This window comes from Shewanella sp. MEBiC00475, from assembly GCF_005234075.1.
Classification (GTDB): Bacteria; Pseudomonadota; Gammaproteobacteria; order Enterobacterales; family Shewanellaceae; genus Shewanella; species Shewanella polaris.
Window position 1 is genome coordinate 1917364 of record NZ_CP039928.1, and the last position, 13015, is coordinate 1930378.

General features: G+C 41.2%; 8 protein-coding genes. 2 read left to right on the plus strand and 6 right to left on the minus strand.

Features of this window, described 5'->3' with window-relative positions; translation table 11 throughout:
- Nucleotides 1–139 precede the first annotated feature (139 nt).
- The 3 genes from FCN25_RS08460 to FCN25_RS08470 all read right to left on the minus strand — a co-directional run bounded on the left by FCN25_RS08460 (nt 140) and on the right by FCN25_RS08470 (nt 2325).
- Nucleotides 140–796 carry a Bax inhibitor-1 family protein gene (locus tag FCN25_RS08460; protein WP_137223767.1) on the minus strand — a complete coding sequence of 219 codons (657 nt, stop codon included), beginning with the start codon at nt 794–796 and terminating at the stop codon, nt 140–142.
- A gap of 53 nt (nt 797–849) precedes the next feature.
- Nucleotides 850–1497, minus strand: coding sequence for a YdbC family protein (locus FCN25_RS08465; protein ID WP_137223768.1), 648 nt, complete (start codon nt 1495–1497; stop codon nt 850–852).
- A gap of 138 nt (nt 1498–1635) precedes the next feature.
- Nucleotides 1636–2325 (minus strand): VIT family protein, encoded by a 690-nt coding sequence (locus FCN25_RS08470; RefSeq protein ID WP_137223769.1) that lies wholly within the window; start codon nt 2323–2325, stop codon nt 1636–1638.
- A gap of 683 nt (nt 2326–3008) precedes the next feature.
- Here FCN25_RS08470 and FCN25_RS08475 point away from each other — a divergent pair.
- Nucleotides 3009–3980, plus strand: a complete 972-nt coding sequence (locus FCN25_RS08475) for a GGDEF domain-containing protein (protein WP_137223770.1) — start codon at nt 3009–3011, stop codon at nt 3978–3980.
- A gap of 159 nt (nt 3981–4139) precedes the next feature.
- Here the strand turns inward: FCN25_RS08475 and FCN25_RS08480 are convergent, their stop codons facing one another.
- Together FCN25_RS08480 and acnA are read right to left on the minus strand one after the other, a co-directional pair.
- A complete protein-coding gene (locus tag FCN25_RS08480; protein ID WP_175405843.1) occupies nt 4140–6305 on the minus strand; it encodes an EAL domain-containing protein in 2166 nt (721 codons plus the stop codon).
- 1387 nt (nt 6306–7692) lie between these two features.
- Nucleotides 7693–10428 (minus strand): aconitate hydratase AcnA, encoded by a 2736-nt coding sequence (gene acnA / locus FCN25_RS08485; RefSeq protein ID WP_137223772.1) that lies wholly within the window; start codon nt 10426–10428, stop codon nt 7693–7695.
- An 87-nt stretch (nt 10429–10515) separates the two neighbouring features.
- On the opposite strand from acnA, the gene FCN25_RS08490 reads away from it, so the two are divergent.
- Nucleotides 10516–11892 (plus strand): lyase family protein, encoded by a 1377-nt coding sequence (locus tag FCN25_RS08490; RefSeq protein WP_137223773.1) that lies wholly within the window; start codon nt 10516–10518, stop codon nt 11890–11892.
- Between the two features lie 262 nt (nt 11893–12154).
- On the opposite strand, the gene FCN25_RS08495 is transcribed toward FCN25_RS08490, so the two are convergent.
- On the minus strand, nt 12155–13003 hold the full coding sequence (locus FCN25_RS08495) for a universal stress protein (protein ID WP_137227367.1): 849 nt from the start codon (nt 13001–13003) through the stop codon (nt 12155–12157).
- Nucleotides 13004–13015: the final 12 nt, after the last annotated feature.

Sequence of the window (13015 nt, forward strand, 5' to 3'; positions counted from 1 at the left end):
TACAACGACTTACAAATTCATTATTTTAGTCCGACTAAAATGCATTTATAGATTAATAATGAAGATAATACGCTTTATTTTTCTCCCATAACCCCATAAACAACATTCTCCCTATTTACTTCACAATCACGAAGTGAACTTACTTGCGCCCAAGTATTCTTAAAATACGAAGAAATAAGTTGATGATGTCCATGTACAACGCTGCCGCGCTATCAATAGCATTATCTATTGTTTTAGGTATTTGATTAGCCCGGCCCCAGTCATAGCCAATATATCCGCAGAAAATAAGCACCACTATCCAATCAATTATTCCATGGTGGATACCAAATACGTATATTTCAATAAGCTCCACCACAATGACAAGCAACAGAGCAATGGTGAGTGCACCAGCTATTTTTTTGAAAAAAGCGGGAAATAGAGACCCTAAGCACATCATACCAATAGTCACTAGACCTGTGATGCGTATAGCCTCAGATACAATAGAGGCATCGTAGCGACTTACCACCAAATTGATAATAAGACCAAACGGGATGACAACAAAGTTGTAACCTATAAAACTAACCAGTGGATTATTGGACTTATTAAAAAGATAAATACCAAAAAAGCATGAAGCGAAGTACCCAATAAAGAAAATCCACGGATTGATATCTGCAATTGATTGAGGATCAATGTTGGTCACCATTAACCAGTTTATTGCAAAGCCCCAGCAGAGGGTTAAACCGATGGCAAAATTATAGGCGGTAGCACTAATGATAGGGTCAGTGGTACTGCTTCGTTCAAATACACCTAATTCCATTTTTCTTCCTCGTTATTGTAGGTAAAGCACTTAATTTAAATAACCTCAAAGCATTACACTTTCCAACTAATTTGCTTGTTTGGAACAATGCTCCACAAGGTTTCAAGCTCAACTATGCTGCTGGATATTGTTTCTACGTAATCAGACGGGCATGCTTGTGGTCTCAATGTTAAAGACATATCCCTCAAGTATTGCTCATGGGCATTCTTCGACTCCCAATGGGATACGACCATGTAGTTATCCTCAAGAGTAATATGACGCCAAATATGAGCGCTTAACATTCCAGATTGCTGTAACCGTGGGGAATTCCAAATAGCCTCTTGATCTCGAGTAAACTTATCAAGGTTGGTAACACCAGAGCAGTAGATAATGCTAAATAATCCACCATGAGAAAAGTTTACATTTGAGCCAGAAATGATTGAAATTAATTCGAAGTAATCAACAGAACAACTGTTGTAGGTACTTTCCTGGTTATTACGTTTAAAGATCTCATCATGGATGCTTTTCATGAATTCACCCACATGACGTTGAGACTCCCAGAATCCTAGAATCGTCGCAGTGCTTGATGAATCCTCCCATCCGCCAGCTTGTCCACCAAATCCATCACAATTAGATAGTTGAGCCCACGAACATTGGCTTGTAGAGAAATCGCCTCTCTTGTCGCTATTTACATCACAAATAATCAATTTAGCAATAGTCAAATGTAACCCTTAATGTCTAATAACCATGCGAGCAACTCAATCAATAATTTAAGGCACGGTTGTTTTAGCAAAAAACAGACTAATACATTGTTAACTCAAATTGTATCGTTATAGGTTATATATTCCCAAGGCATAGCACTATGCCACCACCCCAAATATACTTCCCACTCCAGCCGTTAAGGCCATTGCTAGCGCGCCCCAAAAAGTCACCCTGATAGCACCTACAGAAATGGGGGCACCACCTACCCATGCAGCTATGCCACCAAGGAAAGCGAGAAAAACCAACGAAGACAATGCAACAGCAGGAATAAGTTGATCTCCCGGAATGACCCAAGCAAGTAATAATGGCAATGCGGCTCCTACGGTAAAAGTACTTGCAGACGAAAATGCCGCTTGAACGGGTTTAGCATTGCCAATAACGGTAATCCCTATTTCATCTCTAGCGTGTGCACCAAGCGCATCATGTGCCATTAATTGCACTGCAACTTGTTGGGCTAAAATAGGATCAACACCTCTAGTTTCGTATATTTTTGCAAGCTCATTTTTTTCAAATTCATAATTCTGCTCTAATGAATTTTTCTCAAGTACAAGATCTGCTTTCTCCGAGTCTGATTGCGAACTAACGGAAACATACTCACCAGCAGCCATCGACATAGCCCCAGCAACCAATCCGGCAATACCTGCGAGGATGACACCTTGGTGTGTTGTGCTAGCGGCTGCCACCCCAATAATAAGACTTGCGGTTGAAACAATACCATCGTTTGCGCCAAGCACTGCTGCGCGTAACCAACCTGCACGATGTGATTTATGTGGTTCATGATAAACCATAATATTCCTCGATAATTGATAGTTATTTTACAACTAACATTTTAGTCTTTATGCGTTGCGCTCTTTTCAAACTACAAATCACTTATTGAACTGGGTCGATGTCTTGTTCAGATTAATGGCTTTAACTTACGGATTATGCTTTTACTTTGGCGATTTTGTTGATGCTAGTTAAGAGTTTCAGAGCAAATGTCGATCAATTGATGATGGGGTATTGGTAAGTTTCTCATCGAAATCCCTTTGTCATCCAAGTGTTATATCATCCATTTTCGAGTCTAGCCCATTTAATAATTACACTCAATGAATGCCTAATTTAGCCCATCACAATGGCAAGAAAAAATTAAACTACATTCAAACTCATCGTTTATTAATACTTTTTAGAAACGAGCTAATTAAGGTTTCTCATATATAATGATTATCATAAACACATTCGAAATATTGTAATTGTGATTGGTTCGGTTATTTTCGACTTGGTTATTCACATCCAACCGAGATGACGATTAAGGCATTTTTAATGATGTAATTGCGAAAAGACCAGCCTATCCAGATTTAGGTAGAATGAAATCTCTGATTGTATAGTATTCTAGAGCAAACAGGTTGACGGGGTTCTCAAGCAAAAAAGCTTTTTGTTTGAGAACCCCGTCAACCTGATTAAACATAATTATTCAATTTACTGCGAGAGCGTTATGATCAATCAGCTACAGGAAAAATATCAACTGTCGTTATTGTTGCTACTCAGCGCTGTCGCTGTGCTAGGCATTTTTCCGTTTGTAGTTATACGTTATCTAGCGGGCAACATCGTCGCAGCCATCATTGATATGATGCTGATACTGGGCATCATATCGCTAGTTGCTTATGCGTATTACTCCAAAAAAATCCGAATTTTAAGCGCTGTAATAGCAGTATTTATTAATACCGGTGTAGTCATCATTGTTATTGCTAATGGAATAGATAGTTTTTTGTGGATTTATCCCGTCTTCGCAAGCACTTTTATTTTGGTAAAACCAGTTGAAGCCTTTTGCATTAATGTCGTTGCTGGCATTTCTTTCGTAGAATTATCTGACGTTTTTAACACCATTTCAGAAGAATCTTTCATTGTAACAACCTCGATGTTGTCATTAAGTGCCTTCGTTTATGCCAGCCATGGTTTGAAGCAGTTTCACTTACTGGAAACACTCAATACTGTGGACGCATTAACCGGTGCATTTAATCGCCGAGCCATGAGATCAGATATGACAGCGGCAATATCCAACGCCGAGCGTAACGGTATTAAGCATTTGTTAGCCATTCTCGATTTAGATTACTTTAAGATGGTCAACGATAAATACGGTCATGCTGTTGGTGACAAAGTACTACAAGATTTTGTTACGATTGCCACTTCGCACATTCGTAAATACGATCGGCTTTATCGATTCGGTGGCGAAGAGTTTGTGCTATTAATCCCTGAGGTCAGTGATCAACCTGATGTGTTTATTAATAACCTTAGAACGACAATAAAAAAAGAGTTAACAACACCGGATGGCAAAGAAATAACGGTGTCATTTGGTGTTGCTTCCTGGGTTCCAGGTACAACAGCAGATACTTGGCTACAACGTGCAGATGAAGCGCTCTATCTCGCTAAGGCTAAAGGTCGTGACTGCGCTGTCTTTAGCAACTGATAGTAGTATTTATTTATCAAAATATGTAACACCTATAAAAGATACAATTAAGTATATCGTCATGTATTAGACACATTTAATCCTGTCTGTAGTAAGCGTAAAGAACTTGTTCATAGGTAACGTTGACTAGTTTAAATATTCAGTCGAGGCACATGATTCTCACCTAGACTTTAATAATTTTTCAAATTCTATCGCTGGTAATGGTTTAGAAAATAGGTAGCCCTGCGCATAGTCACAGCCAGCAGCTATTAACAAGTCTCTTTGTTCTTCGTTCTCGACACCCTCAGCAACGACTTTCAAATCAAGTTTGTGTGCCATTACAATGATTGCTTCGCACAAAGCCAGATCATTAGAATGGGGCGCCAAATTATCCACAAAAGATTTATCAATTTTCAGATAATCAATATCGAGTTTTTTTAGTGAAGAAAGTGATGAATACCCAGTACCAAAATCATCTAGTGATACCTGAATATTTGCATCTCTGAAGTCAAATAATTTCTGGTCGATACTGCTTCCATATTCCATCAATGCTCCCTCAGTAATTTCAACCATAATGGCATCACCGGGTAATTTAAGAGCGTCTAAATAGTCAAGCCAATCTTTAGCGCTAAAAGCATCGTTCTTATATTGTACTGGCGAAGTATTGATACTAATTTGGAAACTTGGCTCGATGGCGGTGCGCCAGCGAGCCGACTGCTGAGCGGCCTCACGAAATACCCAATCACCGATATCAACGATTAATTGGGTCTCTTCTGCAATAGGAATAAATTCGATTGGTCCAACTAAACCCCTTACTGGATGTTGCCAACGAATGAGAGCTTCAGCTTTATAAATATCACCAGTGATTAAGTTTACGATTGGTTGGTAATGTAATTGGAATTGATTGGCTGCTATAGCTATACGTAAATCACTAATCAAAGACATGCGAGATACTGCGTTCTGCTGCATCGACGGGGTAAAATATTGGAAACTATTCCCCCCATTACTTTTGGCGGCATACATTGCCTGATCAGCATTTTTTAGCATTTCAACAGGATCAGAAGCATCTTGTGGATAAAATGTGATCCCAATACTAGTAGAAATATAAGCTTTATTTTGACCTAACGTAAAAGGCTCAGACATTTTTTTAAGTAAGTTACTCGCAATTTGATCTACACAACTTGGGCTATCAAGTCCGCCTATTATCAGAACGAATTCATCGCCTCCAAGTCGGGAAATGGTATCGACATCTCGAGTAAGATTGAGTAAACGTTTTGCCACTTCAACCAGAAGAATGTCACCAATATCGTGACCCATAGTGTCATTAATATCTTTAAAACCATCTAGATCAAAGAATAATAATGCGATACTTTTATTCGACCGTTTAGCTATTTTAATTTCTTTCTCGAGATCTAAACTCGCCATTTGGCGATTAGCTAATCCAGTAAGTGAATCGTAATGTGCCTGCTCCCAAATCAACTGCTCAGATTGTTTTCTGACAGTAATATCCTCACACAAAGAGGCTGCCCCAATCGCCTTGCCTGCGGTATCCAAGATTGGCGTATTATACCATTCACAAGCAATTTTTTTGCCGTCTTTAGTAATATTGTAATTACTTCTTCGCGTCCCTTCTTTATGTTCCAATAAGTCCTTATAAACCTGATCAATCTCTATTTTAGATGTATCGATTAGGATCAAATCTATGGGATGACGTCCCATCGCTTCATCGGCAGAGTATCCAAAAATCTTTTCGGCTGTTTTATTCCATTGGGTGACATTGAAGTTGATGTCCCATGCTATAGCTGCTAAAGGCGTATTCTGCAGATGATGTGATAGTCTTGATTCACTTTCTCTTAACGCAATTTCTGTGTTCTGGCGGTCATCCATATTTTTCAACAGTAAGCCTAGGAATGCCGTAGCCAGTGTAAAGATAACCAGTCGTGGGATGGCTATAGTTGATAGTATTTTCTCAAACGCGGTGGCAGGTAACTGGGTTGATATTATTAATACAATAACTTGTATTAATAAGCCAAAGAGTAAGAGTTGCACTAAGTTAATTTTTACCCAGTCTTTTTTAACACAATATCGATAAATTAATCCTAAGCTAGTCGATACTATGACAATACCTATGCCTACGTATAAACCGCCTCCACCTAGAAGTAATCGATAACCTGCTGTAATGGTGGCGGCAATAATTGCGACAACTGGACCACCGAAGAGACCTGCTATACCCAGAACCACGGACCGAGGATCGACAATAACCCCAGAGTCCATATAGATAGGATAAATCATACCGAAAATACAAATACCAGCAAATAATGCACCAGACAATATTTGCTTAGTCATTTTGTTCGCGTAAAAATAATTAACAATAAACCCATATAACAAACTCAGCGATAAGATAAGTGTTATGGAATAAATGAGGTTAACCGTCATTAAAGTCCCTCATTGTTATTGTTTAATCGCATTATTGAGTCGGGGTTTGGATTGTATGACCATCGATATTCTTCAAATAAGGATTCAATTGAAAACTGGATAGAAAAAACACTAACTAAAGAAGGGCAAATGAAGCTCAAGCCATAAAAGAATAAGAGCATAAAAAAGAATGAGTAAAAAATCACCAAAAAATAATACTCCCAACTCGGTTAGTTCAGCACCAACGTATTCCGTGTCTGATACGATGAAAGCGGCTGTACTTACTTTCTATATATGTCGTCCATGATGTAGCCTCATTTGCTATTTAAGATTTTCTCTGAGTATTTACAAGCATAAAAATCAGTCAATTCTTTTAAATATAAGGGCATTACTTTTCTCAGAATAAAACTAGTTCACGCTCTTTGATTAGCATTTCCAATTACCTAGCTTGCCTCTATCTGAATACACGCTTTAGGAATGCCACTACAAACCGTTTGATTTAAAATTCATAAATCCATATAGCGTTATTTAACCTAATCCATTTAAACAAAAAAAACTAGATTTAATAACACGTGTGATATCAATATACTACGATTTAATCAGAAAAACCCCCTGGATAATCTAAAAAAATCTCCAAAACGCTATAGTTCTCTGATGGTTACCTCGGGTTCACAACTCGAACGGATCTACTATCACTAACTTAACTTAGTCGAAATATCACAAAAAGCGTAACCCCAAAACTAACCTCAAACACATTAACTACCCATTGGTTCACCTACATATCACATCAGACAAAATGGCAATATATTAATGGTTCATTCGCAATTTTAATGGTAAAAATCTATTCCCGTCGATTGAGCTAATGCGCGTGAGCCGCTTCGAATAATAACCCTCGTACATCTGGTTAGTATATAAAGTCACTATGTGACCTTATACCAATCCTATTAAATATGTGATCTTTCAGCGGGAGTTCAAAGTGCTGTAGGCAAGGCAGATGATTGAAGCGAATAGTGATTCTATTTTGAAAGCATCTAACGAAGGATAAAGGACTTTGAAACCCGCCAGAATGGAGTCTCTCAGGTATTCCACTTCTGTGTTACATCGATTTAAAAGGGAACAACCATTTCTACATCAATACGCCTTGAATTGAAAAACCTCAGTGACTCTGAACTGACCAGATATTTAATGAGATTGGTATTATATACCGCTATACCGCACATATTGCTTTCATAGCATAAAAAAGGTCCAAATCGTTAAATTTGAACCTATTTACATGCTATCTAAAATAGATAATAACCTTAGCGAGAACCCAAATGACTTAGCTAGACGACTTAGCTAGATTGCGCAATACATAATGCAAAATGCCACCATTTTGGTAGTAACTGAACTCATTAGGAGTATCAATGCGGATTTTAGCTTCAAACGAATGATGCTTACCCGCTTTGTTGGTCACGGTCACTTTAACGGTTTTCTGGCCGGCACTCACTGCAGGAATACTGAATTGCTCTTCACCAGTAAGCTTTAGTGACTCAGCACTGTCATCTGGCATGAACTGCAGAGGTAAAATCCCCATTCCAACAAGGTTCGAGCGATGAATACGTTCATAGCTTTGCGCTATAACCGCTTTAACACCCAACAGCGCAGGTCCTTTGGCGGCCCAATCTCGCGAGCTACCCGTGCCGTATTCTTTGCCCGCTAATACAATACAAGGCGTACCTTGTTTTTGATACTGCATAGCGGCATCAAATACCGTCATAGACTCACCGTTAGGCATTAAACGTGTCCAACAGCCTTCGGTCCCAGGAGCCAGCAGATTTTTTAGCCTTACATTGGCAAAGGTGCCACGCATCATCACTTCATGGTTGCCACGGCGTGAACCGTAAGAGTTAAAGTCCTTAATGGCTACCCCAGCTTGCTGTAAATAGTCTCCAGCAGGGCTGTCTGGTGCAATAGATCCCGCGGGTGAAATATGATCGGTAGTCACCGAATCACCTAACTTAAGTAAACAACGGGCATTGTCGATAGCTTTTATTGTTGGAACCTCGGCACTGATCCCATCAAAGAATGGTGGTTGTTTGACATAGGTAGAATCTGGCCAGTTATATTTCTGGCTCTGGACCACTTCTAATCCTTGCCAGTCAGCATCGCCACTGTAAACATCGGCATAACGCGACACAAACATTTCGCTTTGCACGGCGCTGGCCATAACCTGTTGGATTTCCTGATTGTCTGGCCAGATATCTTTTAAATAGACAGCTTTGCCATTGGCATCTTCACCCAGAGGCTCGGTGACCATATCGGCTTTCATATTACCGGCCAATGCATATGCCACCACCAGCGGCGGCGATGCTAAATAATTGGCTTGAACTTCTGGATGGATGCGGCCATCAAAGTTACGGTTGCCTGATAACACCGAACACACCTTCAACCTGCCCTGTTGTATCGCAGCGCTAACGGGTTGAGGTAAAGGGCCTGAATTACCAATACAGGTGGTACAACCGTAGCCAACCAACTGAAAACCTAAGGCATCTAAATCGACATTAAGACCCGATTTTATTAAATAATCTGTCACCACCTGTGAGCCCGGTGCAAAGCTGGTTTTTACCCAGGGTTTAACCTGCAAGCCTTTTTGGCGAGCATTTCTGGCTAATAGTCCGGCGGCGATTAACACTGATGGATTGGAGGTATTAGTACAACTGGTAATTGCGGCTATCACCACCGCGCCAGCTTCGAGGATAAAGTCTTTATCTCGATAACGACAAGCGACACCAGTGCTACCATCGGCAACTGGCACTTGTACAGAGGGACCACCCTCGCTTGCCAGCTCGTCTTTACCTTCGGCGTCGATTTGGCTAACAGGGATCTGACTATCCAACCAATGACGAAAACTGATTCCGGCTTGATCAAGTGCAATTCTGTCCTGCGGTCTTTTAGGGCCAGCGATAGAAGGCACAACACTACTCAAATCTAATTGCAAACGGGCGTGATAACAAGCTTTGTTATCCGATGCGCTAGCCCACATGCCCATCTCGTTAAGATAAGCTTTTATTAGCTCGATACGATCAGGATCACGACCCGTAAGCGCTAAATAATCCAAGCTTTGTTGATCAATCGGGAAAATGCCGCAAGTAGCACCGTATTCTGGCGCCATATTGGCTATGGTAGCCCTATCGGCTAGGGTCAATTGATCGACACCAGTACCAAAAAACTCAACAAACTTACCTACCACGCCAAATGCTCGTAATTGTTCGGTGACCGTCAAAACCAGATCGGTGGCGGTAACCCCAGCAGGTAATTTACCTATAAACTCAAATCCGACAATCTCGGGTAACAGCATGGTAACAGGTTGGCCTAACATTGCGGCCTCTGCTTCTATGCCGCCCACACCCCAGCCCAATACACCCAAACCATTGATCATAGTAGTATGAGAATCGGTCCCAACTAACGTATCGGGGTACAATAGATTATCTTCATCCTCTTTGACAAAAACCACTCTCGCCAGATATTCCAGATTGATTTGATGTACGATACCGCGCCCTGGCGGCACCACTTTAAAGTTATCAAAGGCTTGCTGACCCCAACGCAAAAACTGATATCGCTCGCGGTTTCGTTGGATTTCAATGGCGGTATTTTTTTGTAGTGCATCGGATTCAGCAAACACATCAACCATCACTGAATGGTCAATGACTAGCTCCACAGGATTGAGTGGGTTAATAGCGTCTGCATTACCACCTAATGTCTCAATCGCGTCACGCATTGCGGCCAGATCGACCACCGAAGGTACACCGGTAAAATCCTGTAAAATAACCCTAGAGGGCACAAAAGCAATTTCAGTTTCAGACCAGTTATCTAGATCCCAGCGGGCCAAGATATCAATATCCTCAGGCTGAACAAATTCAGAGTTCTCATAACGCAGTAGGTTTTCTAATAAGATTTTAGCGGCAAAAGGTAAGCGAGATAAATCGTAGTGTTCGGCTAGTCGATCAAAGCTGTAATACTTGAAAGTTTTTCCGTGACTCTCAAGTTGTTTCAATAATTGCATAGAATTTTTCATTACTGATCTCCCTATAAACGTTTATTGGCACTTCATGCTAAGGTTACCCTAACATATTCGAATCTAAAATCGACCCGGAAAAAAACTATGAGCAAAATGCGTATAGAACATGACAGTATGGGGAAAATTGAGGTACCAAATGATGTTTATTACCAAGCGCAAACCCAACGAGCACTGAATAACTTTCAGTTTTCAGATCGGCGCTTTCCGACGCCAGCTTTACTCGCCCTACTCGACATAAAATCAGTGGCAGCACAGGCTAATAGCCAGCTAGATTTGCTAGATAACGCCATGGCCACCGCGATTCAACAAGCAATTGTCGCCAGTAAGAAGCTTGATTTTTCAAAACACTTTCCGCTAGATTTGTTCCAAACAGGTTCTGGCACCAGTTCTAATATGAATATTAATGAAGTGATTGCCAGCCTTGCCAGCGTCATTTTGCAGGTAAAAGTTCACCCTAATGATCATGTCAATATGGGCCAAAGCAGTAACGATGTGGTGCCCGCCTGTATTCACATCAGCACAGTGCGGCATTTAAAGGCTCAACTGTACCCTGTCATTACAGATCTAAGCGACAAATTGGCGGATTTGGCTATACAACATTCAAACCTGGTCAAAACCGGACGTACTCATTTAATGGACGCAATGCCAATTACCTTGGGGCAAGAGTTGTTATGTTGGCAACAGCAACTCAATGCTGCTCAGGCTAAGATCCAACAGGCGGAACTCAGCTTACTTAACCTACCTTTGGGCGGCACAGCGGTTGGCACTGGCGTTAATTGTGACCCGCGTTTTGCCAAGCTGGCTTGTGATTACTTACAACAGCAAGATCAGATCCCATGGCAAACGGCGGTTATGCCTGCGTTATATATGAGTAGCCAAGATCACACCTTAGCGATGGCTTCAGCGCTCAAAGGAGTAGCTGTCACGTTATTGAAAATCGCCAATGATTTGCGCTGGATGAACTCAGGCCCGGTTGCAGGATTACAAGAAATTAGCTTAACGGCACTGCAACCCGGCTCATCGATAATGCCCGGCAAGGTTAATCCCGTGATCCCAGAAGCTATAGCCATGATTGCCGCTGAAGTGATAGGTAATGAAGCCACCATAACTATCGCGGCTCAATCGGGTAATTTTCAATTAAATGTCATGTTGCCACTGATTGCCGACAAGCTACTGTCCAGCATTGATTTATTGACCCATGCCTGCCAAGCCATGACCGACAAAGTGTTTGCCGAGTTTACGCCCAATGCCGAGCATTTAACCCAAGCATTGGAGAAAAACCCCATTCTGGCTACCGCGCTTAATTCAGTGGTGGGTTACGATATGGCCGCTAAAATAGCCAAACGAGCAGATAAAGAACATAAATCAGTATTAGCTATTGCACTTGAAGAAACTAAGCTTGGCGAAGATGAACTAAAAGCAATACTCGATCCATTACATCTTGCAAAGCCCCATAAGTAACAGACCACAAACGAGAAAATAATGCGCAGGCTCTTATGACTAACAAGCATTAATAACGGGTTTATTGCACGTTAATGAAACACGGTTAGCAGGGCACAGAACGGTTTGATTACCATTTTATATTGCGAACTGAGGTTATTTAACCCCGTAAATCGACATATCACACTAACAAAACTCGTCGAGAGTATAAAAAAAACGCTATGCAGAGTAATCACTGCATAGCGTTTATTTATGAATCTAACTAACAATTCGCAATTAACGATTAACGCAACAATAGCAGTGGGATGCGGCTTTTGCTGATCATTTTGGTGGTATTGCTACCCACAAAAAACTCACGAATACGTGAGTGACCATAAGCGCCCATCACCATCAAATCTATTTGGTTAGCGACTTGATACGCTTCTAAAGCTGTTTGCACCTCGCCCTTACATACGGCGGTGATCACGCTAAAGTCTACGTTACTCAAAGAGTCTGCCGCTGCTGCCAGTTCAGTTGTCGCTTGTGATTGATTGTCAGACACCATCACCAAGTGGCATTCCAAGCCTTTTAGCATCGGACTCGTAGCCACTTGATTAAGGGCTTTTTTAGCTGTTGCACTGCCATCGTAAGCAAAAATAAATCGCTTTGGCGCGGTAAATTCAGCCATGACCACTAAAATAGGTTGCTTAAGAGTGCGAATAACACTTTCTAAATGGCTGCCAATAGCATGTTCTTGATGTTGTTCGCCTTGGCGACCCAACACGACCAACCTTGCTTTAGGTTCTTGCTCTAACAAGGTTTCAACTAAGTCACCATGTCGCTGTAGCGTTTCTACCAATGCTGTAGGTTGTTGCCCAACGACACGCTTTTTAGCATCTTCGAGCATAAACTTACCTTGCTCAAGTGCCAGTTTACTTCGGCGGCCTTCAAGGATAACCATCTCATCAAGTAGATGCTCACGCGTACCTAAACCGATGTTTCCCGATAAATCCAACTGTGTTGGGTAAAGCGATTTATCTAATACATGTAGTAGGGTCACAGGGGCATTTAATTGCATCGCCGCCCATCCACTGGCATCACATACCGCTAAGGTTGCTTTTGAACCGTCGATACAGGCAATCACATATTTCATCATTATTTTCCT